The 23184-nt window shown below is 69.4% G+C and carries 22 protein-coding genes; 10 read left to right on the forward strand and 12 right to left on the reverse strand.

Going from position 1 to position 23184, the window contains the following annotated elements; all coding sequences use genetic code 11:
• Positions 1-173 precede the first annotated feature (173 nt).
• Both B0293_RS26580 and B0293_RS26585 read left to right on the forward strand, forming a co-directional pair.
• A complete protein-coding gene (locus tag B0293_RS26580; RefSeq protein ID WP_005155847.1) occupies positions 174-1442 on the forward strand; it encodes a YeeE/YedE family protein in 1269 nt (422 codons plus the stop codon).
• Positions 1443-1676: 234 nt separating this feature from the next.
• Positions 1677-3212 (forward strand): DHA2 family efflux MFS transporter permease subunit, encoded by a 1536-nt coding sequence (locus B0293_RS26585; RefSeq protein ID WP_005155848.1) that lies wholly within the window; start codon positions 1677-1679, stop codon positions 3210-3212.
• Positions 3213-3465: 253 nt separating this feature from the next.
• Here B0293_RS26585 and B0293_RS26590 read toward each other — a convergent pair whose 3' ends face one another.
• Positions 3466-4686 (reverse strand): acetyl-CoA C-acetyltransferase, encoded by a 1221-nt coding sequence (locus tag B0293_RS26590; protein ID WP_005155849.1) that lies wholly within the window; start codon positions 4684-4686, stop codon positions 3466-3468.
• 182 nt (positions 4687-4868) lie between these two features.
• On the opposite strand from B0293_RS26590, the gene B0293_RS26595 reads away from it, so the two are divergent.
• From B0293_RS26595 to B0293_RS26615, 5 genes are all read left to right on the forward strand, one after another.
• Positions 4869-6239 (forward strand): cystathionine beta-synthase, encoded by a 1371-nt coding sequence (locus tag B0293_RS26595; RefSeq protein WP_005155850.1) that lies wholly within the window; start codon positions 4869-4871, stop codon positions 6237-6239.
• 233 nt (positions 6240-6472) lie between these two features.
• Positions 6473-7879, forward strand: a complete 1407-nt coding sequence (locus tag B0293_RS26600; RefSeq protein WP_005155852.1) for a hypothetical protein — start codon at positions 6473-6475, stop codon at positions 7877-7879.
• A gap of 151 nt (positions 7880-8030) precedes the next feature.
• A complete protein-coding gene (locus B0293_RS26605; protein ID WP_005155853.1) occupies positions 8031-8579 on the forward strand; it encodes a hypothetical protein in 549 nt (182 codons plus the stop codon).
• 42 nt (positions 8580-8621) lie between these two features.
• Positions 8622-9233: a hypothetical protein gene (locus B0293_RS26610; protein WP_005155854.1), complete on the forward strand. Its 612-nt coding sequence runs from the start codon at positions 8622-8624 to the stop codon at positions 9231-9233.
• A gap of 51 nt (positions 9234-9284) precedes the next feature.
• Positions 9285-10442, forward strand: a complete 1158-nt coding sequence (locus tag B0293_RS26615; protein WP_005155855.1) for a cystathionine gamma-synthase — start codon at positions 9285-9287, stop codon at positions 10440-10442.
• Positions 10443-10573: 131 nt separating this feature from the next.
• On the opposite strand, the gene B0293_RS26620 is transcribed toward B0293_RS26615, so the two are convergent.
• From B0293_RS26620 to hppD, 8 genes are all read right to left on the reverse strand, one after another.
• Positions 10574-10852, reverse strand: coding sequence for a hypothetical protein (locus B0293_RS26620; protein WP_005155856.1), 279 nt, complete (start codon positions 10850-10852; stop codon positions 10574-10576).
• Between the two features lie 131 nt (positions 10853-10983).
• Positions 10984-11850 (reverse strand): ferredoxin, encoded by an 867-nt coding sequence (locus tag B0293_RS26625; protein WP_005155857.1) that lies wholly within the window; start codon positions 11848-11850, stop codon positions 10984-10986.
• 9 nt (positions 11851-11859) lie between these two features.
• A complete protein-coding gene (locus B0293_RS26630; RefSeq protein ID WP_005155858.1) occupies positions 11860-12312 on the reverse strand; it encodes a hypothetical protein in 453 nt (150 codons plus the stop codon).
• A gap of 63 nt (positions 12313-12375) precedes the next feature.
• A complete protein-coding gene (locus B0293_RS26635; RefSeq protein WP_005155859.1) occupies positions 12376-12816 on the reverse strand; it encodes a hypothetical protein in 441 nt (146 codons plus the stop codon).
• Positions 12813-16820, reverse strand: coding sequence for a hypothetical protein (locus tag B0293_RS26640; protein WP_245820134.1), 4008 nt, complete (start codon positions 16818-16820; stop codon positions 12813-12815). Before B0293_RS26640 ends, B0293_RS26635 begins: the two co-directional genes overlap by 4 nt.
• Complete coding sequence (locus B0293_RS26645) at positions 16820-17134, reverse strand: type VII secretion target (protein ID WP_005167944.1); 315 nt, start codon at positions 17132-17134, stop codon at positions 16820-16822. Before B0293_RS26645 ends, B0293_RS26640 begins: the two co-directional genes overlap by 1 nt.
• 33 nt (positions 17135-17167) lie before the next feature.
• Complete coding sequence (locus B0293_RS26650) at positions 17168-17740, reverse strand: YbaB/EbfC family nucleoid-associated protein (protein ID WP_005167943.1); 573 nt, start codon at positions 17738-17740, stop codon at positions 17168-17170.
• Positions 17741-17937: 197 nt separating this feature from the next.
• The gene (gene hppD, locus B0293_RS26655; RefSeq protein ID WP_039919970.1) at positions 17938-19137 is read right to left on the reverse strand and encodes a 4-hydroxyphenylpyruvate dioxygenase; all 1200 of its coding nucleotides are present in this window, start codon (positions 19135-19137) and stop codon (positions 17938-17940) included.
• 122 nt (positions 19138-19259) lie between these two features.
• Between hppD and B0293_RS26660 the strand changes: the two genes are divergently transcribed.
• Positions 19260-19733, forward strand: coding sequence for an Lrp/AsnC family transcriptional regulator (locus B0293_RS26660; protein ID WP_005167940.1), 474 nt, complete (start codon positions 19260-19262; stop codon positions 19731-19733).
• Here B0293_RS26660 and B0293_RS26665 read toward each other — a convergent pair.
• From B0293_RS26665 to B0293_RS26675, 3 genes are all read right to left on the reverse strand, one after another.
• A complete protein-coding gene (locus B0293_RS26665) occupies positions 19730-20533 on the reverse strand; it encodes an MBL fold metallo-hydrolase (RefSeq protein ID WP_005167938.1) in 804 nt (267 codons plus the stop codon). The two genes, B0293_RS26660 and B0293_RS26665, sit on opposite strands and share 4 nt — an antisense overlap.
• A gap of 87 nt (positions 20534-20620) precedes the next feature.
• Positions 20621-21121 carry a transcription elongation factor GreA gene (gene greA, locus B0293_RS26670; protein ID WP_016337198.1) on the reverse strand — a complete coding sequence of 167 codons (501 nt, stop codon included), beginning with the start codon at positions 21119-21121 and terminating at the stop codon, positions 20621-20623.
• Between the two features lie 199 nt (positions 21122-21320).
• Positions 21321-21776: a DUF4307 domain-containing protein gene (locus B0293_RS26675; RefSeq protein ID WP_005167935.1), complete on the reverse strand. Its 456-nt coding sequence runs from the start codon at positions 21774-21776 to the stop codon at positions 21321-21323.
• Positions 21777-21921: 145 nt separating this feature from the next.
• Here B0293_RS26675 and mca point away from each other — a divergent pair, with 145 nt between their 5' ends.
• Both mca and B0293_RS26685 read left to right on the forward strand, forming a co-directional pair.
• Positions 21922-22815: a mycothiol conjugate amidase Mca gene (gene mca / locus B0293_RS26680; RefSeq protein ID WP_039919966.1), complete on the forward strand. Its 894-nt coding sequence runs from the start codon at positions 21922-21924 to the stop codon at positions 22813-22815.
• A complete protein-coding gene (locus B0293_RS26685; RefSeq protein ID WP_005167933.1) occupies positions 22816-23139 on the forward strand; it encodes a hypothetical protein in 324 nt (107 codons plus the stop codon).
• Positions 23140-23184: the final 45 nt, after the last annotated feature.

Raw genomic sequence — 23184 nt, forward strand, 5'->3', positions numbered from 1 at the left:
GAGGGACGGGGGCCTTCACGCGTGCCGGGGGAGCAAGGGACCTTTGGTATCGCCGCCGCCATCCGGCCGTGTGCGAGCCGCCGTTCGTCGCACAGTGTGGGACGGGCTGCGACCGGGCGGTCACCGGCCCTAACGTTGCTCGTCCCCAACCCGCCGATCGATCTGGAGTCCTGGTGGCGACGACAGAAACCCAAGCCGGTGAGAAGAAACTCCTCGACTTCCCGACCTCCTGCGCCGCCCCGATCCCGCAGCCGGAAGAGCCGGTCAAGATCGTGCCGCTCGCGGTCGCGGGGGTCCTCGCGGTCGGCCTGACCTGGTACGTCTGGGCGGCGCACGGAGCGAAGTTCGGTGTCCTGCTCATCCTCGGCCTGCTGCTCGGCCTCGCCCTCTTCCACTCCCGGTTCGGATTCACCTCGGCCTGGCGTCAGCTGATCGCGGTCGGCAACGGCCAGGGCCTGCGGGCCCACACCCTGCTGCTCGGCACGGCCGCGACGTTGATCGCGCTGATCGTCGGCACCGGATCCGGCCTGTTCGGCAGCAAACCGAATCCGACCGCGGGCGGGCTGGGGCTCGCGCTGTTCGTCGGCGCGACGATCTTCGCCATCGGCATGCAGCTGGGCGGCGCGTGCGCCTCGGGAACGTTGTTCGCGGTGGGGTCCGGGCAGTCGACGATCGTGCTGACCCTCGGCGGGTTCATCACCGGGTCGGTCCTCTACACGTGGGCGTATCCGCTGCTTTCGGGCTGGCCCGAGTTCAAGGGGATCCTGCTCGCCGACCACGTCGGCTGGTTCGGTTCGTGGGCGATCACCATCGCCGTCCTCGCCGCGATCGTGCTGGGCACCCGGTTCGTGCAGAAGCGCCGTAACCCGCCGCCGGTCGACGTCGTCCCGACCGCGCGCGGCTTCGCCCGGATCTACCGCGGTTCCTGGCCGATCCTCGTCGGTGCCGTCGTCCTCGGGGTGCTCGCGGGCGCGGTGTTCCTGGTGTCCGGCGGGATCTGGGGCGTCACGAGCGCGTTCAGCCTGTGGGGCGCCAAGATCCTGCAGGTGTTCGGCCTGCACCCCGAAACCTGGGAGTTCTGGCGGCTCAAGGCGAACGCGGCTTCGCTGGCCGGGCCGATCTGGAAGGACAAGAACAGCCTCACCGACATCGGCATCATGATCGGCGCCGGGGTCGCGGCCGCGGCGGCGGGCGCGTGGAAGATCCACAGCTCGATCCCGTGGCGGACCGCCGTCGCCGCGGTGCTCGGCGGGATCCTGATGGGCGTCGGCGCCCGGATGGCGGGCGGCTGCAACATCGGCGCGTACCTCGGCGGTATCTCGGTCGGCAGCCTGCACGGCTGGCTGTGGGGCGTCTTCGCGCTCGGCGGCACCTGGATCGGGCTCAAGCTGCGTCCGCTGTTCGGGCTCGGCAACCCGGCTCCGGCGGACAGCGTCTGCTGATCACTCTTCGTGACGTCCCGTATGCGGGCTTGCCCTTTCGGCCCGCATACGGGGAAAGAATTGGCATGTAAATCCCGCGTTCGGCTACCCTCGGCTACATGCCTGAGCATGCGCATTAATGCACAAGCTCACTGGGGAAGGCCCGGCGCGCTCGCCGGGCGTCAGTTCCGTAGTCGCGGCCGGCGGGGGTCGTCGCGTCCGGGGAAACACCGAGCACCAGGGGACGGATTTCTCATGTCAACGCAAAGCCCGGCCGCACCGGGCGGCGACAAACTCGACGCGGGCGTGCTGAAGGTCGCGGGCGTCGTGATCCTCGGCGCGATCATGGCGATCCTCGACACGACGGTCGTCAACGTCGCGCTCCAGAAGCTGACCATCGAGTTCCAGACGTCGTTCGACACCATCCAGTGGATCGCGACCGGCTACATGCTGGCGCTGGCCACGGTCATCCCGATCACCGGCTGGGCCTCGGACCGGTTCGGCACGAAGCGGCTCTACATGACCGCGATCGGGCTGTTCCTGATCGGATCGATGCTCGCCGGCATGGCCTGGGACGTCGAATCGCTGATCGTCTTCCGGGTCCTGCAGGGCTTCGGCGGCGGCATGCTCATGCCCGCCGGCATGACGATCCTGACCAGGGCCGCGGGTCCGCACCGGATCGGGCGCGTGATGGGCGTGCTCGGGGTCCCGATGCTGCTCGGCCCGATCGGCGGCCCGATCCTCGGCGGCTGGCTGGTCGACGCGGTGAGCTGGCGCTGGATCTTCTACATCAACGTGCCGATCGGCCTGATCACCATGGCGCTGGCCTGGCGGGTGCTGCCGAAGGACCGGCCGGAGCCCAGCGAGCGGTTCGACTTCGTCGGCATGCTGATGGTTTCGCCGGGTCTGGCGGCGCTGATCTTCGGCGTTTCGAACATCCCGGCGGCCGGTGGTGTCGGCGCGGTGGACGTCTGGCTGCCCGCGCTGGCCGGGATCGCGTTGCTGGTGGCGTTCGTGTTCCGGGCGAACCGGGTCACGAACCCGCTGCTCGACCTGAAGCTGTTCAAGAACCGTTCGTTCTCCGTCGCGATGGTGACGATGACGTTCTTCTGCGTCGCGTTCTTCGGCGCGATGCTGCTCCTGCCGACGTACTTCGTGCTGGCGCGCGGTGAATCGGCGATGAACGCCGGTCTGCTGCTGGCCCCGCAGGGATTCGGCGCGATGCTGACCATGCCGATCGCGGGCAGGCTCGCGGACAAGATCGGCGCGCGGAAGATCGTGCTGCCCGGTCTCGTGCTGATGCTCGCCGGGCTGATCGCCTTCACCCAGATCACCGCGGCGACGCCGTACTGGCTGCTGCTTTCGGCGCTGTTCGTGATGGGTCTCGGCATGGGCGCGACGATGATGCCGATCACCTCGGCCGCGTTGCAGACGCTCAAGTCGGAGGACATGGCGAAGGCGTCGACGGCGACGAACATCCTGCAGCAGACCGCGGGGGCGATCGGTTCGGCGGTGCTGTCGATCATCCTGGCGGCGCTGCTGGCCACGAAGTTCGGCGTGCCGACCGCGCAAGGACAGCTGGCCGCGACCGCCGCGGTGATGAACCCGGCGACGCACGAAGCGGCTTCGGGGCTGACCGCGGACGCGTTCTCGACGACGTTCCTGTGGTCGATGATCCTGCTCGCGCTGTGCCTGATCCCGGCGGCGTTCCTGCCGAAGACCAAACCGGCCCTGCCCGAGGGCGTGGCCGACGGCGAGACCGCCGCGGCCCCGCCGATCATGACCCACTAGGGCCCGGGAAGAAGCAAGGGACCTTTGCTCACGTTCGTTAGCACGCTAACTGACGTGAGCAAAGGTCCCTTGCTCTCTTTCGAGGTGACCGGGAGGTCTCCCAAAGGGCGCTCAGCGCCCGACGGAGACTTCACCTCGCGCGCCTCTTTTGGCCGAAGGCCCCGAAAACTCGGTGAAGGGGCGCCTCGTCGCTTTCGCGGCGGACTAGTGCAACGGCGCCCCTTCGACGAGTTTCCGTCAGCGCGCGACGAGACTAGGACAAGCGCTCCAGCACCATCGCCATGCCCTGGCCGCCGCCGACGCACATCGTCTCGAGGCCGAACTGCTTGTCGTGGTGCCGCAGCGAGTTGATCAGCGTCGAGGTGATCCGCGCGCCGGTCATGCCGAACGGGTGGCCGACGGCGATGGCGCCGCCGTTGACGTTCAGCTTGTCGAGGTCGATCCCGAGGTCCTTGTACGACGGGATGACCTGCGCGGCGAACGCCTCGTTGATCTCGACGAGGTCGATGTCGCCCGCCGACATCCCCGCGCGCGCCAGCGCCTGCTTCGACGCTTCGACCGGGCCGTAGCCCATGATCTCCGGCGACAGCCCGGAAACACCGGTCGAGACGACGCGGGCCAGCGGCGTGAGGCCGAGTTCCTTCGCCTTGGTGTCGGACATGACGATCAGCGCGGCGGCGCCGTCGTTGAGCGGGCAGCAGTTGCCCGCGGTGATCCGGCCGTCGGGGCGGAAGACCGGCTTGAGACCGGAGACGCCTTCGAGGGTGACGCCGGCGCGCGGGCCGTCGTCCTTCGAGACCACGGTGCCGTCCGGCAGGGTGACCGGCGTGATGTCCTTGGCCCAGAAGCCGTCCGCGATGGCCTTCTCGGCGAGGTTCTGCGACCGGACGCCGAACTCGTCCATCTCCTCACGCGACACGTTCTTCAGCCGCGCGAGGTTCTCGGCGGTCTGGCCCATCGCGATGTAGACGTCGGGAAGCGCGCCGTTCTCGCGCGGATCGGTCCAGCTCTCGGCGCCCTCGGCCGCCACCTGCGCGGTGCGGGCCTCGGCGTCGGCGAACAGCGGGTTGTGCGTGTTCGGCCAGGAATCCGAGCTGCCGTTGGCGAAGCGGGAGACGGTCTCGACGCCGGCGGAGATGAACACGTCGCCTTCGCCCGCCTTGATCGCGTGCAGCGCCATGCGGGTGGTCTGGAGGCTGGACGAGCAGTAGCGCGTGATCGTGCAGCCGGGCAGGTGGTCGTAGCCGAGTTCGACGGCGACCGCGCGACCCATGTTGAAGCCCTGCTCGCCACCGGGGAGACCGCAGCCCAGCATGAGGTCTTCGATCTGCGTCGGGTCGAGTTCGGGGACCTTGTCGAGCGCGGCGCGGACCATCTGCGCGGCGAGGTCGTCCGGGCGGATGCTCACCAGCGATCCCTTGCCGGCGCGGCCGATCGGGGATCGGGCGGTGGAGACGATGACGGCTTCGGGCATGGAACGACACTCCCTTGTTTTCGATCCAGACACGCGCTAAGCGGTTGCTCACCTCGCATCCTCCACCGGAGTGAGGTGCGGGTCAAAGGCGAACGCGATCCACGCCACTCTTCTCGTTTGCCGTTCCCCGCGCCGCCCGGTTGAGTGGACACATCGCGACCTGCGACGTTTAGGCTGTCCCAGTGGAATACGTCGAGCACATCGTGGACCTCGTGGGCAACACCCCTCTGGTCAAGCTGAACGCACTGGCGGAGGGGCTGCAACCGCTCATCCTGGCCAAGGTCGAGTACGTCAACCCCGGCGGCAGCGTCAAGGACCGCATCGCGCTGCGGATGATCGAAGCCGCGGAGCGTTCCGGTGAGCTGAAGCCCGGCGGCACCATCGTCGAGCCGACCTCCGGCAACACCGGTGTCGGGCTGGCCATGGTGGCGCAGCGCAAGGGATACAAGTGCGTGTTCGTCTGCCCGGACAAGGTCAGCGAGGACAAGCGCAACGTGCTCAAGGCGTACGGCGCCCGTGTCGTGGTCTGCCCGACCGCGGTCGCGCCGGAGCACCCGGACTCCTACTACAACGTCTCCGACCGCCTCGTGCGCGAGATCGAGGGGGCCTGGAAGCCGAACCAGTACGCCAACCCGGAGAACCCGGCCAGCCACTACCACTCGACCGGCCCGGAACTCTGGCGCCAGACCGAGGGCAAGATCACGCACTTCGTCGCGGGCGTCGGCACCGGCGGCACCATCTCGGGCACCGGCAAGTACCTCAAGGAGGTCAGCGACGGCCGCGTCCAGGTCGTCGGCGCGGACCCCGAGGGCTCGGTGTACTCCGGCGGGACCGGGCGGCCGTACCTGGTCGAGGGCGTCGGCGAGGACTTCTGGCCGGAGACCTACGACCGGAACGTCGCCGACCGGATCATCGCGGTCTCGGACGCGCACTCCTTCGACATCACCCGCCGCCTCGCGCTCGAAGAGGGGCTGCTCGTCGGCGGCTCGTGCGGGATGGCCGTCGCCGCCGCGCTCAAGCTCGCCGAGGGCCTCGGCCCGGACGACGTCGTCGTCGTGCTCCTGCCCGACGGCGGCCGCGGCTACCTCACCAAGGTGTTCAACGACGCCTGGATGTCCTCCTACGGCTTCCTGCCGCCGGACTCCAGCGGCGCGACCGTCGGCGACGTCCTGATGAAGAAGAGCGGCTCGCTGCCGAGCCTGGTGCACAGCCACCCGAACGAGACCGTCGCCGAGGCGGTGGCGATCCTCTCCGAGTTCGGCGTCAGCCAGATGCCCGTGGTCAGCGCGGAACCGCCGGTCATGGCGGCCGAGGTCGTCGGCGCGGTCAACGAACGCGATCTGCTCGAAGCGCTCTTCACCGGCAAGGCGCAGCTGGCCGACCGGCTCGAACAGCACATGTCGCCGCCGCTGCCGACCATCGGCGCCGGTGAACAGGTGAGTTCGGCGATGAACGCGCTCTCGGGCGCGGACGGCGCGTTGGTGCTGGTCGACGGCAAGCCGGCCGGCGTCGTCACCCGGCACGACCTGCTCGCGTTTCTCGCGGGACGGTAAAGAAGCATTTCATCGGCTGGTCGGGCCGGGGCGTTACGAGCGGCCCACCCGGCTATCCGATAGCGTGTCGGGTGAGTTGAACTTTTATGTCCTCGTCAAGGGGGTTCAAGACCCAAATGAGTGCTCCGCAGCCACCGAATCAGCCTTGGGGTGGCGCCCAGCCACCGCAGGGACCCCCGAGTGGCCCTCAGCCGCAGCAAGACAACCCGTTCGGTTCCCCGGAACCGACCCAGGTGGTGCAGCCCGGCCAGCCGCCGGCGCAGCCCGACTACGGGCAACCGCAGTACGGGCAGCAGCCCTCCTATGAACCACCTCAGGGCGGCGGGTTCGGTGACACGCCGGAGCCCACTCAGGTCGTGCAGCCGGTCCAGCCGGGTTCCGGCGACGCGAACGCGACCCAGGTCGTGCAGCCGGTGAGCCCGGGCGGGGAGACCCCCGCCAGCGAGTCCACCCAGCTCGTGCCGCCGGGCTCGCAGCCGCCCGCCATCCCGTACGCCCCGCCGCCGAGCGCGGCCGACAATCCGGCCGCCGGTGCCTACGGCGCGCAGGGTGGCGGCTTCGGTCAGCAGCAGGGCTTCGGCGGACCCCCGCAGGGCGGGTTCGACCCGTCGCAGGGGCAGCAGCCCGGTTTCGGCCAGCCGCAGCAGGGCTTCGGCGGACCGCCTCAGGGCGGCTTCGGCCAGCAGCCCGGTTTCGGCGGACCGCAGGGCTACAACCCCGCTCCCGCCGGTGGCGGAGGTGGCGGGAACCCGCTGTTCGGCTTCATCGCCGGTGGCGTCGTTGCCCTGCTCGGCCTGATCGCCTTGATCGTGTCGTTCGTCTACTTCGGTGACGCCAGCGACTACTCGAAGGTCTTCGACGGCGCCCCGAACCAGGAACAGATCGACAAGTTCCTCGACGAGGCCGGTGTGGTCGGCCCGGGCGCCACGTGGTTCTACGTGATCATGCTTCTGGTCGGCTCGCTCGTCTCGCTCGCCGGTGGTGTCGGGCTCGCCCTCGCGGGCAAGCTCCAGGGCGCGGTGAAGAAGATCGCGCCGATCGTGGTCGCCGCCGGTGGCGCGCTCCTCGCGCTGTTCGGCCTGCTCCTGCTCATGGGTTCGACCCCGTCGGCGGAGTTCGTGGCCAAGCTGCCGTCTTACGCGAAGGAAGGCGCCGGTATCGGCGGCGGCCTGCTGCACCTGCTCCTCGGCATCGTGATCCTGGCCGCCGGTGTGCTGGGCCTGATCCCGGCGACCGCGCAGTTCGTCGGTCTCGGTGGCGGCGGGTCGGTGCTCGGCGCGCCGCAGGGCGGCCAGCCCGGTGGCTTCGGCGGCCCGCCGCAGGGTGGCTTCGGCCAGCCTGGCCAGCCCGGTCCGTACGGCCAGCCGCAGCCGGGTCCCTACGGTCAGCCCGGTCAGCCGGGGCCGTCCTCGGGTGGTTTCCCGCAGCCGGGTCAGCCCGGCGGTTTCGGGCAGCAGCCCGGCCAGCAGGGTCCGCCCAGCGGCGGTTTCGCCCAGCCGGGTCAGCCCCCGCAGGGTGGCTTCGGTCAGCCGCCGCAGCAGCCCGGCGGTTTCGGGCAGCAGCCCGGCCAGCCGGGCCCGCCCAGCGGCGGTTTCGGCCAGCCTGGCCAGCAGCCCGGTCAGCCTCCGCAGCAGTGGTGATTCGCCACCACTGAACGGTTTCGCCCAGAACGCCCCCGGCCGTCGGCCGGGGGCGTTCTGTTTCCGCTCGTGTCTTCCGATTCCCCTGCCACGGCCAAGTTCGCCGGGCTAGGGTGAGCGCCGTTAACCCAGACCTGCCGATGGGGGCGACGTGAGCGGTCCGTACGGATATCCCGCACAGCCCGGACCCCCCGGATTCGGCTATCCCGCACCGCAGACCCGGCCCTCGGGGGCGACGGCGGTCATCGCCGCGTTGCTCGGACTGGTCGCCGCGGTCGCCGCCGGGTACCTCCCGATCTACTTCTTCCTCGAACTGCCGTCGGGGTTCAGCATCGGCGATCTGCCCGGTCTCGTGCTGACCGCGCTGGGGCTGTACCTGCTGGCCGCGCTGTTCCTGTTGGTCGGGGCGCTGTCGGCGTTCTTCCGCTCGGTCGCCGGCGCGGTACTGCTGGTGCTCGGCTCGCTGATGGTGATCGCCGCCGTCTTGACGGAACCGTTGGCGTTCAACGGTTCCTACGGTCTGTACTTCCGCGTGCAGTTCGAGTTCGAGACGTTCGTCGCCATCGTGCGGGTGGTCATGTTCGCGGTCGCCCCGTTCACGCTGATCTTCGCGATCATCCCGCCGACACTGAGGTACCTGCGCTGGCGGCCCGCTCCGGCTCAGCCCTATCGCCCGCAGAATCAGCTTCCTGGCTGGTAGCGGGGCTGACAGGATGAGGCAGGAAGTTCGACAGGGGGAGAAATGACGTTTCAGCAGTACCCGCCGCAGGGCGGATATCCGCCGCCCGGTGCCTACCCGCCGCCGGGAGCCGTGCGGCGACCGAGCGGCGCCACCGGGATCATCGCCGCGATCTTCGCGATTCTCGGCGGGCTCTGGTTCCTCGCCGGCGCCGCCTTCCACGTCATCGAGTTCGTCGACTTCACCGTCGCCTTCCTTGTCATCGGCGCGGTGCTCGACTTCGTCACCGCGGCCTTGCTCTTGAGTGGTGGGATCCTGCTGCTCCTGCGCAAAGGCGCGGGGCGACTGCTCACCGCGATCGGATCCGGGGTCGCGATCGTTTGTGTGGCGCTGGTCTTCGTGTTCCGGGCGTCCGGCTCGTTCTTCCTCTTCTCGTACAGCGGGGTGACGCTGCGTTTCGGCTTCGGCTGGGTCCTCATCCTGGTGCTGGTACCGGCGATCCCGACCCTCGTGCTCGCGCTGATCCCGCCGACGGGACGCTGGATCGCGGCCAGGAAACAGCCCGCGACGGCCATGCCGCCGAACTTCGGATATCCGCCACCGCAGCCCGGCTACCCGCCCGCCCCCGGCCCGCAGCAGCAGCAGCAGCAGGCACCGCCACCCGGACAGTGGTGAGTTCGATCCCAGTCGATGGGATCTCGAGGTGGTGGTCGTACCCTGGACCGTATGGCCGATGACTACTCTCTGCTGGGTTTCGAGACGCGCGCGATCCACGCCGGGCAGAACCCCGACCCCCGGACCGGCGCGGTCATCGTGCCGATCTATCAGACCTCGACTTACGCGCAGGACGGCGTCGGCGGAACGCGCGAAGGCGACTACGAATACTCCCGCACCGCCAACCCCACGCGCACCGCGCTGGAGGTCGCGCTCGCGGCGCTCGAAGGCGCCCGGCACGGCCTGGCCTACGCGTCCGGGATGGCGGCCAGCGACGTCCTGCTGCGGGCGACCCTGCGGCCCGGTGACCACCTCGTGCTCGGCAACGACGCGTACGGCGGCACCTTCCGGCTGATCGACAAGGTGCTCAGCCTGTGGGGCGTCGAGCACACGGTCGCCGACCTGGGGAACATCGCCGAGGTCCGCGCCGCGATCCGGCCGGAGACGAAGCTGATCTGGTGCGAGTCGCCGACGAACCCGATGCTGGGGATCGCCGACATCGCCGCGCTGGCCGAGGTCGCGCACGGCGCCGGCGCCCGCCTGGTCGTCGACAACACCTTCGCCACCCCGTACCTGCAGAACCCGCTTTCGCTGGGTGCCGACGTCGTCCTGCACTCGACGACCAAGTACCTCGGCGGGCACTCCGACGTCGTCGGCGGCGCGATCCTGACGAACGAGGACGAACTCCGTGAGCAGCTGTTCTACCTGCGCAACGCGGCCGGCGCGGTGCCCGGCCCGTTCGACGCGTGGCTGACCCTGCGCGGGATCAAGACGCTCGCGCTGCGAATGGAGCGGCACAGCGACAACGCCGAGCTGATCGCCCGGATGCTGCTGAAGCACCCGAAGGTCGAGCGCGTCTACTACCCGGGCCTGCCGGAGCACCCCGGCCACGAGGTCGCTTCGAAGCAGATGCGGCGCTTCGGCGGGATGATCTCGTTCACCCACGTCGACGGCGAGCAGGCCGCGCTCGAGGTCGCGTCGAAGACGAAGCTGTTCATCCTCGCCGAGTCGCTGGGCGGGATCGAATCGCTCATCGAGCACCCGGGCCGGATGACCCACGCGAGCACCGCCGGGTCGACCCTGGAGGTGCCGGACAACCTGCTGCGCCTGTCCGTCGGCATCGAGGACGGCAGTGACCTGGTCGCCGATCTTTCGCAAGCCCTGGGCTGACCGCCGCCGAGCCCAGAGCGGGAGCAAGGGACCTTTGCTGTCGTTAGCGTAGGTACGCTAACCAAGCGACAGCAAAGGTCCCTTGCTTCGTTCGCGCTGGTCAGCGCGGTGTGGTGGGAGGAAGCGCCCGGTTACGGGCGGAAGTTGCCGGGTGTCGCGCCGGTCTTCGCGTCCGCCTCGTGCGTGGTCCCCTGCGGCGCGGCGGGCAGTTCGGAACCGTCGACGCAGCCGCCGACGAGTTCGATGTGGTTGTCGTGCCGGATGTACTGGCCCGGGTCCACGCAGCCGGCGCGATCGACCGTGTAGACGGCGGCGCCGGTCAGCAGGGCGGCCGAGGTGAGGGCCAGCACGACCGGGAGCAACCCGGCGGAGCGGGTCGTCCGGACCCTGCCGATGTTCCCCCGTGCCATGTGTGCTCCCTGGTCGCCTTCGCCGCCGCTGTCAAGAGTACCCGGATGCCGAACTTGTCACGTGACGTATCCGCCCGGTGGCATGATCCGGCCGTTCAGCGGTCCGGGACCGACCGTCGGACCACAATGTCCTAAGTGGACGGCCGGCCGGTGATGGCGGCGACCGCGAGGTCGCGTTCGGGCTCACCGACCTCGGGCAGGGTGAACCGCAACGCCCGGATGTGGCCGAGCAGTTCGGGGTCGGGCGCCACATCGTGCTCGCGCAGGTAGTAGGCGACCGCACCCGGCCAGTACCAGCGGCCGTCCGTGCGGAAGTTCAACGGCACCAAAGGTTCCCGGTCGGGTTCGAACGCGTCGGCGTCGTAGCTCCGTGACGCCATCACGACCGGCGCGCCGTCGAGATACTCCAGCACGCGGTCCCGTTCCTCCGGGGTCAGCGGCTCGCGGTCCACCACGGGACGGCCCGACTCGTCGAGACTGTCGTAGACCCGAGGTGACTTCAGCGCCTCCGGGGTCTCGGCGAGCGGAGTCGCCACCGAAGGTTCGGCCGGCGGAGCGGCGTCGAGCCCGGCTCGCTGCCGCAGCCACGGCGGGATGCTCTGCTCGGCCCGCGGGAAGAACCGGAGCTCGTCCTGGAAGCCGATCGGCGGCGGCGCCTGCCGCCACGGAGGCTCGACGTCGGCGAGGAAATCGGTGCTGAGCACCGTCGCCGAACCATAGACCACGATCGCGCTCAGCCAGGTCCCGCGGCCGGGCTGGTACATCCCCGCCCGCAGGTTCCCGAGCAGCTGCACCGCTTCCGGGCTCGGCTGGACCGGCCGCGGCAGCCCGTCCTGACCGGTGACGAGCAGGTCGACCTCGACATGCCTGCCCGCCGCCCGGTACTCGACGCGCATCTGCTGCCAACCCGGCGGCAGCGGCGTGGCGAGGGCATGGCCGATCTGCCAGACGAGCTGCTGTTGCTGCTGCTGGTTCAACGGCGCCGGCGGCTGGGTCATGTTTCTTCCTTAGTCGGTCTTGGCGCCGGAGGCGGCCAATCCACGTTTGAACCAGTCCGGCATGTATGCCTCGCCGCGGGGGAAGCGTTCTTGCTCCAGGGCGAACTCGTCCGGGGACGGGTACGGCTGGAAGTCGGGTTCGTTCTGCCAGTTGTACTGGACGCGGAACCGTGACGGGGGTTCGATGACGAGCCTGGCGGAGAACCAGGTGCCTTCGCCTTCTTGGTACATGCCTCCGCGCAGTCGCTGGAACATGCGCCAGGTCTCGACGGACGGTTCCCACAACTGGTAGGTGCCGTTCGGGTCGAGGACGCCGACCGCGACGTCGATGTTCTTGCCGACCACCCGGTAGTCCATCATCACCTCACGCCAGCCCTGCGGCAAGGCGCCGACCACCGACAAGGTGATCTCGCCGAGAAGCTCGTTCTGCGCGATGGGGTCGAGCTGAGGCCATTGAGCCATCCGGTAAATCCTCCTCGTGGTCACCGCTGGAGTAGCGATGACCCATCATGGCACGGTGCCGGTTCAGGCCGGTGTGTCCCGTTCCTGCTCCAGTTGCGTGCCCTGGGCGACCAGATTCCGCAACCACTCCGGGACGTGTTCCTCGTTGCGCGGGAAGGCTTCCAGGTCGCGGGTGAAGGTGGCCGGATGCAAGGGCGGCCACCATTTCGGGTCTTCGTCGAAGTTGAACGTGAACTCGGGTGCCGCACCGGACGTCAGCACGAGCTTCGCCGAGAACCAGGTCCCGCGACCTGGTTCGTACATCCGGGTGCGCAATTCACGGAATCCTCCGCGCACTTCGGCGGGCAGGTCGATGTCACCGCTCCGCCCGTCGGCCAGCCGGATTTCCGTGGCGTAGTCGTAGGCCAGCACCGTCGCGGACACCGTGAGGCTGATCCGCGACCAGCCGCCCGGAGCGGCCTTCGTCAAGGCTGACGTGATGTCGGCGGTGAGTTCGTCCGTCATGTGGTCGTCGTCCTGTTGCTCCCCGCGTACCGTGTCCGCGGACCGTAGTTCACCTGGGAAGGATCATTCGGGAAGTCCCGTTGCCTGGTCACCCGGGACACTTCGATCGGTTTGCCGTCCGGCCCGGGGACGATGTCGCCGTTCCCGTCGACCTTGTACACGACTTCCTGCCAGCGCATCGTCACGTTCTCCGGAACGCCGTTGCTGTCGCCTTCCATCCGGACCTGGTAGTTCTCGATCTCCTGGCCGGGCCCGTCGGCGAACTTGCCGAGCTCGACCTCCTGAGCCCGCCAGGAGGCGTCGTAGATCCAGCCGTCCTTGTAGTTACCGCTGTTGGAGCCGGCCATCTGGGGATGCATGTTGATGTACTCGCCGGGGCCGCCCATCTCGTTCGCCGCGAGGTGACCGCCCGCCCAACGGACCGGTTTGTGTTCGGCTCCGTAGTCGGGGTGGTTCCTGAAGGCCTTCTTGCCTTCGGCGTTGGACCGGTCCTGCGACGCCTGGTCTCGGAAGTCTTCGTTCTGTCCCCGGAAGGCCGGGTCGCCGGTCATGGCCGTCGGCTTCCCGTTGGCGCCGACCTCGAAGGTCCAAGCCTTTTCCGGATCGTTGAAGTTGGGGACCCGGTATTGCGTGTTGGGCTGCAACGGGTAACGCAGATCGGGGTTGTGGAACGGCTCCTTGGTGCCGGCGGTCGCTTCGATGTGCGTCACCCTGCCGTCGGCGTCGGTGAAGAACCGGCTGCTGGCGCCGTTCTTGTACTCCACCCTGTACTCGGCGTCGGGCGCCAGCGGCCTTTCCCCGCGAATGGCCTGCGGGACCCCTTCGGAGTCCAGCTTCGTGTTCTTGACGCGCGGTTCCACATCGTCGATGACGCGAGGCGAGTCGATCGGATCGTGCCCGTCCGGCCGGTTTCGCGGCCCGGTGAACTCCGAGTCGTCCCGACGGTTCCAGTCGGCGAACCGTTCGTTGAACTCCGGCGAGTCCGGGCGGATCGTCCGGGGCTTGGGAACGTCGTCGTACGGCGGATGACCGGCGTTGTCGCCGTCGCCGCGGCTTTGGGCGCTGTCGGCGTCGACGTCCTGCTTGTCCGTGTGCGAGGTGTCCGGCGTGAAGCCGTCGTCGCTTGCCCGACGGGCGGTGCCGTCGGGGCTGTGGACGTCCCATTCGCCGTTCGGCGGGATCCGGGGCCGGGTGCGGCCGTCGGGACCGACCTCGTAGTCGGACGAGAAGACCCGCCCGTTCGAATCGGTCCACGCCGGCTTGCTCGGCGCCATGACCTCGGTGTCGAGTTCCCGCGACAGACGGCGCGCGAAGTCGTTCGAGCCCGCGTCGCAGCCGATCAGCCGGATCGGGCGGCCGTCGTAGTCCCCGTTGCGGCGCAGGATGTCCGCGAACTCCTCCGGGGTGTAGGTGCGGTTGCCGATGCGGGCGTGCCCGTCCGGCGTGACGTGCACGTCGACGGTGTAGCGGCCGTCCGGATCCGGCTGGACCCGGTGCGGCAGGTCGCCCATGTCCGCGTCGCCGCGGTGGTACGAGCTGCCCGCGGGGGTGCCCTCGGAATGCCGTTTGTTGACCTCGTCCGGCGTCAGCGGGCGGTCCGGCTCGCCGTCGGGACCGCGGTCGTGCGGGGAACCGTCGGGGTGGCCGTTCGGGTCCTGGCGCGGACCGTGCCCGTCGGGGCCGTGCCCGTCCGGCGAATGCGGCGGGCCGGAGTGGCCGCCGGGGCCGCGGCCGCCCGGTCCGGTGTTGCCGGGACCGGTGCCGCCGGGCCGGTTGCCGGGGCCGTGCGTGCCCGGTGAACCGGGCGTGCCGGTGTGCGGCTGGGCGCCGGGGCCGAAGTCGTTGCCGCGGGCCACCGGCTGCGGCTGATGCGGCTGGTTCGGCCTGCCACCGGGGCCGGTCTGGCCCGGGCCGCGGCTGGGACCGGTGTGGGTGTCGGGAGTGCGCGGACCGTGCGTGTCCGGGGTGCGCGGCGAACCGGGCGTGCCCGTCCAGCCGCCGCCCTGCGGCCTGCCGCCGGGTGAACCCGGGGTGCCGCCGGGAGCGCCACCCGGGCCGCCTTGGGGCGGCATGCCGCCCGCGACCGGCTGGCCCTGCGGAGGAACGCCGGGTGAACCGTCGCCACCGGTTCCGCCGCGCTGTGACGGGACGTGTGACGGTCCGGCGTCGCCGACCCGCGGTGCCGTGGGCGCGGTACCGCTGGTCGTCGTGCCGCTGTCGGTCGGCCTGGTGGGGCTGCCGCCGTCGTTGCCGGTGTGGTGGCCGGGCGACGGGTCGGACCGCGGTGTGGGCGAACCGCCGCCGTCACCGCCGTGCGTCCGGGGCGAGCTGCCGCCGTCGCCGGTGTGGCTCGGTGAGCCGCCGCTGTCCGCACGGGTGTGCGGTGCCGGGGATCCGGCGTCGGGCGTGTGGCTGGGGGAGCCGCCGGTGTCGGCACGGGTGTGTGGGGCCGGGGATCCGGCGTCGGGCGTGTGGCTCGGTGAGCCGCCGCTGTCCGCACGGGTGTGCGGAGCGGGAGAACCGCCGTCGGGCGTGTGGCTCGGCGAACCGCCGGTGTCCGCGCGGTTCGGGGTCGGCGAGCCGCCTTCGGGCGTGCGGTGCGGAGTGCCGGAATCGCCGGGGGAGCCGCCGTCGGACCGGGTGTGCGGAGCCGGTGTGTCGGAGCGTGCGGCACTGGGGGAGCCGCCACCTCCGTCCGGCGTGCCGCCGGAGCCGCTGTCCGAAGTGGACGGTCCGTCGCCGTCACCGGTTCGGCCGGGGGAACCGCCGTCCGAGCGGGTCTGCGAGCCGCCACCGTCCCTTGTGGACGATGAGCCGCCGCCGTCGCCGCCGCGGGTGGTGCTCGACGGGGAGTCGCCGCCGGAGTCGCCTTGGCGCGATCCGCCGGAGTCGCCGTTCGAACCCGAGTCGCCGGAGCCGTCACCGGAGCGGCCGGAATCGCCGGAGCCGCCCGAGTCGCCGTCGGAGCCGTTCGAGCCGTTGGAACCGTCGCCCGAGTTGTTCGAGCCGTCGCCCGAGCCACTGCCGGATCCATCGCCGGAACCGTCGCCCGAGCCGCTACCGGAACCGTCGCCGTCCGGGCCGTCCCCGGACCCGGAACCCGCGCCGCCACCGTCGGGTCCGCCGGACCCGCCACGGCCGCCGCGCTGGACGAAGCCGCCCGTCTTGATGTTCCGGGTGTTGATCACGTCCAGGCCGGTGACCTTGCCCGCGATCTTGCCGAAGATCTTGATGATCTTCTCGAAGACGTCGGCCAGCTTGCCCAGCAGCGGCGAGACCCGCCGCATCGCGTCGCAGAGTTCCTTGAGCTTGTCGGCGATCCTCGCGGCCCATTCGGCGATCGCGGTGACGGCCTGCGCGACCACCACGGGCGTGCCGAAGCCGAGGGAGAACACCGTCTCCATGACCCAGGAGATGAGCTTGCCGACCGCGTCCGCGATCAGCTGGCGGATGAACTCGCGGACGAACGAGACGATCTCACCGAAGATCATCACCACGGTGCTGATCGCGCCGGCGACGGTCGCCGCCCCGCTGATCGCCTCCGCCTGCTCCGCGGCCTGCTTGCGGTACTGGTCGGCCGCGTCACCGGTCCAGCCGGTGGTGCCGTTCTTGACCGCGTTCGAGAACTCGACCTGGGTGTCTTCCAGCTTCTTGGCGACGTTGCCCCAGGTCTCGGAGTACGACTGGATGACCGGCGGGTCACCCGCGACGGCGTCCAGCATGTCCTTCAGCGGCTGCATGTGTTCCATCAGGAACGACGCCACCGACGACATCAGGTAGCCGAACGGGTCGATCGCGGCGCTGGCGAGCTCGCCCGCGAGGCTCAGCACGCCGAGCCCGCCGCCGATCCAGTCGCCGTTCGAGATGCCGTTGAAGGCGTCCATGGCCGACTCGGCGACGCCGATGCCCGCCCCGTAGCCGTAGTCGCTGTTGCCCGCCGTCAGCGGCCCCGGGCCGTCCCCGTCGGTGGGGGCCTTCGCGACGAGCGGGTTTCCCTCGGGCATCAGTCAGGCACCTGCGCGTTCTTGAACTCGGCGGCGAAGTTCTCGTCCTGCGTCCGGTAGGCGTTGGACGCCGAACGCACGTTGTTCGCCACGGCCGTCGCGGCCTCGACGGCCTTGTTCAGCGCGTTGATGCCGAACTCCTCGACCGGGTCGAGCATCATCCGGAACGGCTGGCAGATGATGCCGTACGCGTCGGTCGGCATGCTCACCTGCTGCGCCGCGTCGACCGCGCCGCGCAGCCCGTCGGCGATGCCGTCGATCTGCTTGGAATGCGCGTCGAGGTCGGCGCCGAGCTCGTAACCCTTGCCTGCCATGGTTTCTCCCCTCTACCAGGCCGGATGGACGTTCTAGGAAAGGATGCTGCCGCCGAAGTCGTCGTCATCGTCGTCCTGCGTGCGGCGGCGGCGCGGGATCGGCTTCGGCTGCGGCGGACCCGACTGCGGCGGATTCGCCGGGGGCGGACCGGCCTGCGCGGGCGGCGGGGGCTCTTCCTCCTCCGGGCCGAAGCGGTGGTGCCGCTCGGGTTCCGGCGGGGCGAGGTCCTCCTCGGGAGGCGCCTCCGGGAAGGTGCTCTGCGCTTCCGTGATCACGCGGTTCGCCGTCTCGTCGGTCGTGCCGACGGTCTCGGCCATCGCCTGCTGCAGCAGCTCGGGGATCCGTGACTGCGCGAGCTGTACGAGGCGCATGACCTGCGCCGAGACCTCGGCCATCCGCTTGCCGCTGACGGCCTCCGAGATGACCAGGTTCTTCAGCAGGCCCTTCGCATCGACCGTCACTTCGATGGTGTTGTCCTTCGACCGCTCGGTCACGGTCTGGCCCTGCATGCGGGCGGCCATCGCCTGATAGCGCGCGGCGGTCTCCTGGATCTGCTTCGTCCAGTTGTCCACCATGCGTTCGCTGGCGTCGACGTTGTCCGGCATCGGGACCCTTCCAAGCTGCGTGCTGACGTCTTCACACTGACGGTCCGGAGGAGCCTCCGGTTCCGGTGTGCCCGAAGTTTAGTTCCCGTCCGGTGTACCACCCCGGGCCGACGAAGTCGGGCCCATCACGCAGCGAAAGGGCCCTTCGCCGCACCAAGTGCGATGAAGAGCCCTTTCGGCCCTGCGAACTGCCGGGGTCAGAGGTTGCCGCGACGTTCCTGTTCACGCTCGATGGCCTCGAACAGGGCCTTGAAGTTGCCCTTGCCGAAGCCGAGCGAACCGTGCCGCTCGATGAGCTCGTAGAACACCGTCGGGCGGTCGCCGATCGGCTTGGTGAAGATCTGCAGCAGGTAGCCGTCCTCGTCGCGGTCGACCAGGATGCGGTGCTCCTTGAGCTTCTCGATCGGCACCCGGACCTCGCCGATCCGGGCGCGCAGCTCCGGGTCGTCGTAGTAGGAGTCCGGGGTGTCGAGGAACTCGACGCCCGCCGCGCGCATCGCCTTCACCGTCGCGACGATGTCGTTGGTGGCCAGCGCGATGTGCTGGCAGCCCGCGCCGCCGTAGAACTCGAGGTACTCGTCGATCTGCGACTTCTTCTTCGCGATCGCCGGCTCGTTGAGCGGGAACTTGACGCGGTGGTTGCCGTTGGAGACCACCTTGCTCATCAGCGCCGAGTACTCGGTCGCGATGTCGTCGCCGACGAACTCCGCCATGTTCACGAAGCCCATGACGCGGTGGTACCAGTCGACCCAGTAGTCCATCTTGCCGAGTTCGACGTTGCCGACACAGTGGTCGACAGCCTGGAACAGGCGCTTCGGCGCGCCCTCGGGGCGGACGATCTTGCTCTCGCGCGGCTCGTAGCCGGGCAGGTAGACACCGGTGTACTTCGACCGGTCGATCAGCGTGTGGCGGGTCTCGCCGTAGGTCGCGATCGCGGCGATCCGGACGGTGCCGTGCTCGTCGGAGACGTCGTGCGGCTCTTCGAGGACGGTGGCGCCCTGCGCGCGGGCGTGGGCGATGCACTTGTCGACGTCGGCGACCTCGAGGGCGAGGTCGATGACGCCGTCGCCGTGACGGCGGTGGTGGTCGAGCAGCTCGGAGTCGGGCTTGACGCCCCCGATGATCACGAAGCGGGCCGAGCCCGACTTCAGCACGAACGACTTGCGCTCGAAGTTCCCGGTCTCCGGACCCGAGTACGCGATGAGCTGCATGCCGAACGCGACCTGGTAGAACCAGGCCGTCTGCGTGGCGTTGCCCGCGATGAACACCACCGCGTCCATCGACTTCACCGGGAAGGGGTCGGTCGAAGAGTCGTGGTCGACGAGGCCGACGAGCTGACGCAGCTGGTCGTAGCTCACGTCGTCAAGAGCACCCTGGGGTTCCACTGTGTGCGTCATGCCCTGAAGCATCCGAGGGCGTGACAAAATGTGCAATGGTCAAAGATTTCGCTGCGCACTATGCCCAGTGAGAGGGCAGGTGGCGCAGTCAAAGTGGGCAACCTGCGTAGGAGGTAGGCACGATGTCGGACTCGCTCGACGAACTGGACGCGCGGCTGCTGCTGTTGCTCACCGACTCGCCCCGGCTCGGCGTGCTCGAATGCGCGCGCCGGCTCGGGGTCGCGCGGGGCACCGTGCAGGCCCGGCTGGACCGGCTGACCGAACGCGGGATCCTCGGCGGGTTCCCGCCCGAACTCGACCTCGCGGCGATGGGATACGGCCTCACCGCGTTCGCCGTCCTGGAGATCGCGCAGGGCCGCCGGGCCGAGGTCGCGGAGGCGCTGTCCGCCATCGACGAGGTGTGCGAGGTCCACGCGACGACCGGGCAGGGCGACCTCTTCGTGCGCATGGTGGCGCGCAACAACGACGACCTGCAGCGGGTGGTGGACGAGGTGGTCGGCGCGCCGTACGTGCGGCGGACGTCGACGTCGATCGCGTTGTCGACGCCGGTTCCGCCGCGCGTACGGCCGCTGCTGGAACGGCTGGCGAGGAGTTAGCCCACCTGGGCCAGGTACCGCTTCGCCGACCGCTGGACGGCCTCGTGCCCGTCGGTGCGGATGATGGCGTCCCACCAGGCGCCGTAGATCGCCTCGAACTCGTACGGTTCGAGCATCTCGGCCGCGCGGCGGACGATCTCCGGCCGCTCCGGGATCAGGTTCGGGTAGCTGTACATCATGCCGACGAAGCGCCGGTCCGGGATGACCTGCAGGATGTCGCCCGAAAGCACCGCGCCGCGGCCGTTCTCCCCGCCCGGCCAGTGCAGCACGGTCCCGCCGGCGAAGTGCACGCCGAGGTTGATCAGCCGCAGGTCAGGGGCGACGTCGAGGGTCGCTCCGCTCCACAGCTTGAGCGCCGGATCCGGCCTGCCGATCCACTGCTGGTCGCCCTCGTGCAGATAGACGGGCACGTCGAAGGTGTGGGCCCACTCGACCATGGTGGTGTAGTAGTGCGGATGGCTGATCGCGATGCCGGTGATGCCGCCGAGTTCGCGGACCTTGGCGACCAGGTCGTCGTCGATGAAGCCCGCGCAGTCCCACAGGAAGTTGCCGGATTCGGCCTTGACCAGCAGCGCCCGCTCGCCGATGGCGAAGTTGGGGGTGGACCCGACTCCGACGAGACCGGGTCCCTGTTCCTCGATGCGAGCCGTGTACGTCCCGCTCGCGCGGACGGTGTTCAGATCGGTCCACTGTTGCCCGGCCGGCGGGACGTACTGACGTTCGTCCTCGCAGATCGGGCAGTCGGACCGGGGTTCCGCGTACTGCATGCCGCAGGCGACGCAGATCGGTAGCTCGCTCATCGTTTCCCTCCAGAATTCTCCGGAGGTCACGCTAACGGCTCATATGCGCGCCCGGCCATATCGGGCCGGGCCGGGCGCGCGGAGAACTCACTTGCCGGTGTAGGGCACGGCCTTGACGAGAGTCACCTTCTGGATGCTGCCGTTGGGCAGCTCGTACTCACGGGTCTCGCCCTCCTTGGCGCCGAGCAGCGCCTTGCCGAGGGGGGACTCCGGCGAGTAGACGTCCAGGTCGCCCTCGGTGCCCTCTTCGCGAGTCGCCAAGAGGAAGTTCTCGTCCTCGTCGTCACCGTCGTAACGCACGGTGAGGACCTTGCCCGGTCCCGCGCTGCCGTCGTTGGCGGGCGGCTCGCCCACCTTGGCCGAACGGAGGAGTTCCTGGAGGTGGCGGATCCGGGCCTCGTGCTGGCCCTGTTCCTCACGGGCGGCGTGGTAGCCGCCGTTCTCCTTGAGGTCGCCCTCTTCCCGGCTGTCATTGATCTTCGCAGCGATGACCGGGCGGAGCTCGATGTAGTGGTCGAGTTCCTGCTTGAGCCTGTCGTAGGCATCCTGGGTCAGCCAGGTCACCTTTGTGTCGCTCACGGTCACCATCTCCTAGTAGGGCCTGCCAGGCTTGGGTGTACAAGCCGGCCACCAGGCCGACATGGCGCGCCGGCCTGGCTGAGATAAAGGAAAAACACGGCCCGTCTTGGGCCGTGCCGGTAGATCAGAGTAACACGGCGCGAGGCATCGCCGCCGGAGGAATTCGGTCGCGCCTCGGCGTTGGGCGCCTGTTTCACCCCGTTGGCCGCTATGGCCTTGACAGGTACCGTGGTACGTCGTATGAGCATCCGAAGATATCAGCCGTGACCGGCTTTCCGATGCTCTTGATGGTGGTAGTCACCCTGCTGTTCTTCGAACCAGGTTGAACAAGGACCTCTTTACGGCCGCTTTCCGCGCCCGCCTTGTCGCGGACGCGGACGACGCACACGCCGGGACGGTTCACATCGTCCCTGGTCACGTTGATGGTGATCTCCATCGCGTCGCCCGGCTTCTCGGCGAACGAGACGCGTTCGCCGTCGATGGGCGCGCTGCCGAAGTTCAGGTACATGGCGTAGGCGAGGCCGCCGCTGACCAGCAGGGCGATCGCCCCGAACACCACGCGTCGCCAGCGGGCGGGCTTCGCGGCGCGGGTCTTCCCGTACCTGTCCTCGGGCACGTCCGTCCGGGTGCTTTCCGCGGTGGGAGCGTCCTGTCCCGTGCTCAACCCGGGCCTCCCGGTTGGTGTCGTCGTGCTCGCAGGGACAATGGGGTCGTATGCGAGTGGTTCCCCTCGAGTATCCGCGCCCGGCCGGGCGGGCCGTCAGGCAGGGTGGCAGGGGAATAGGGAACGAGAAGGGGACGTTCGGAGCATGGTGCTAGCCAATGAACCGCCGAAGTCACGCCTCCGCCTGATGGCGGTGCACGCGCACCCCGACGACGAGTCGAGCAAGGGCGCGGCAACCATGGCGAAGTACGCCGCCGAAGGACACGAGGTCATGGTCGTGACCTGTACCGGTGGCGAAGCGGGCAGTGTGCTGAACCCGGCCATGGACCGTCCCGAAGTGCTCGCCAACATGACCGAGATCCGCCGGGAGGAGATGGCCCGCGCGGCCAAGATCCTCGGCGTGAGCCACACCTGGCTCGGGTTCGTCGACTCGGGCCTGCCCGAGGGCGACCCGCTGCCCCCGGTCCCGGAGGGCTCGTTCGCGGTCATCCCGCTCGAGGAGTCCACCGGCGCGCTGGTGAAGGTCATCCGCGAGTTCCGCCCGCACGTGATCGTCACCTACGACGAGAACGGCGGGTACCCGCACCCCGACCACATCCGCACGCACGAGATCTCGGTCGCGGCCTTCGACGCCGCCGGCGAGGCGGGGCGCTACCCGGACGCGGGCGAGCCGTGGCAGCCGATGAAGCTGTACTACGTGCACGGGTTCTCGCGCGCCAGGATGACCGTCTTCCACGAGGGTCTGATCGCGCGCGGCCTGGAGTCGCCGTACGAGGAGTGGCTCAAGTCGTGGGACCCGGACAAGGCCGACGTCATGGAGCGGGTGACCACCCGCGTCGAATGCGGCGACTACTTCGAACAGCGTGACGAGGCGCTCAAGGCGCACGCCACCCAGATCGACCCGGACAGCCGCTGGTTCGCCGTCCCGCGCGATCTGCAGCGCGAGGTCTGGCCGACCGAGGAGTACGAGCTGGTCCGCTCACTGGTGGACAGCACCCTGCCGGAGGACGATCTGTTCGCCGGTTTGAAGGAGGGTTAGATGAGTTTCGTGGTGCCGGCGTTCGCCGTCGTCCCGGTGACGGTGTCGTCGCAGTTCCTGGCGCAGCAGCCCGGCAACGGCGACAACGGCGGCCAAGGTGAGGACTTCGGCAAGTCGTCGCCGGTGGGTTTCCTGATCCTGATCCTGTTCTTGATCGCCGTCGCGCTGCTGGTGCGGTCGATGACCAAGCACCTGAAGAAGCTGCCGGAGAGTTTCGACGAACCCGCCGCTTCTTTGGAGGCGCCCGCTGAGGAGAAGGCGGGCGAGGAGAAACCCGCTGAGCCCGTCGAGAAGGCGGAGAAGCCGGTCGCCAAATCCGACTGACACCCGCGCGACCGTCGAGTCCGTGAAGGACTCCTTGAGGGACTC

The sequence above is a fragment of the Amycolatopsis azurea DSM 43854 genome, assembly GCF_001995215.1.
Classification (GTDB): Bacteria; Actinomycetota; Actinomycetes; order Mycobacteriales; family Pseudonocardiaceae; genus Amycolatopsis; species Amycolatopsis azurea.

Excerpts from the sequence above, each read along its gene's own strand:
- B0293_RS26585 (WP_005155848.1), top strand. The coding sequence starts at position 1,677 with ATGTCAACGCAAAGCCCGGCCGCACCGGGCGGCGACAAACTCGACGCG.
- B0293_RS26590 (WP_005155849.1), bottom strand. The coding sequence starts at position 4,686 with ATGCCCGAAGCCGTCATCGTCTCCACCGCCCGATCCCCGATCGGCCGC.
- B0293_RS26610 (WP_005155854.1), top strand. The coding sequence starts at position 8,622 with ATGACGTTTCAGCAGTACCCGCCGCAGGGCGGATATCCGCCGCCCGGT.
- B0293_RS26615 (WP_005155855.1), top strand. The coding sequence starts at position 9,285 with ATGGCCGATGACTACTCTCTGCTGGGTTTCGAGACGCGCGCGATCCAC.
- B0293_RS26620 (WP_005155856.1), bottom strand. The coding sequence starts at position 10,852 with ATGGCACGGGGGAACATCGGCAGGGTCCGGACGACCCGCTCCGCCGGG.
- B0293_RS26625 (WP_005155857.1), bottom strand. The coding sequence starts at position 11,850 with ATGACCCAGCCGCCGGCGCCGTTGAACCAGCAGCAGCAACAGCAGCTC.
- B0293_RS26630 (WP_005155858.1), bottom strand. The coding sequence starts at position 12,312 with ATGGCTCAATGGCCTCAGCTCGACCCCATCGCGCAGAACGAGCTTCTC.
- B0293_RS26635 (WP_005155859.1), bottom strand. The coding sequence starts at position 12,816 with ATGACGGACGAACTCACCGCCGACATCACGTCAGCCTTGACGAAGGCC.
- B0293_RS26640 (WP_245820134.1), bottom strand. The coding sequence starts at position 16,820 with ATGCCCGAGGGAAACCCGCTCGTCGCGAAGGCCCCCACCGACGGGGAC.
- B0293_RS26645 (WP_005167944.1), bottom strand. The coding sequence starts at position 17,134 with ATGGCAGGCAAGGGTTACGAGCTCGGCGCCGACCTCGACGCGCATTCC.
- B0293_RS26650 (WP_005167943.1), bottom strand. The coding sequence starts at position 17,740 with ATGCCGGACAACGTCGACGCCAGCGAACGCATGGTGGACAACTGGACG.
- hppD (WP_039919970.1), bottom strand. The coding sequence starts at position 19,137 with ATGACGCACACAGTGGAACCCCAGGGTGCTCTTGACGACGTGAGCTAC.
- B0293_RS26660 (WP_005167940.1), top strand. The coding sequence starts at position 19,260 with ATGTCGGACTCGCTCGACGAACTGGACGCGCGGCTGCTGCTGTTGCTC.
- B0293_RS26665 (WP_005167938.1), bottom strand. The coding sequence starts at position 20,533 with ATGAGCGAGCTACCGATCTGCGTCGCCTGCGGCATGCAGTACGCGGAA.
- greA (WP_016337198.1), bottom strand. The coding sequence starts at position 21,121 with ATGGTGACCGTGAGCGACACAAAGGTGACCTGGCTGACCCAGGATGCC.
- mca (WP_039919966.1), top strand. The coding sequence starts at position 21,922 with ATGGTGCTAGCCAATGAACCGCCGAAGTCACGCCTCCGCCTGATGGCG.
- B0293_RS26685 (WP_005167933.1), top strand. The coding sequence starts at position 22,816 with ATGAGTTTCGTGGTGCCGGCGTTCGCCGTCGTCCCGGTGACGGTGTCG.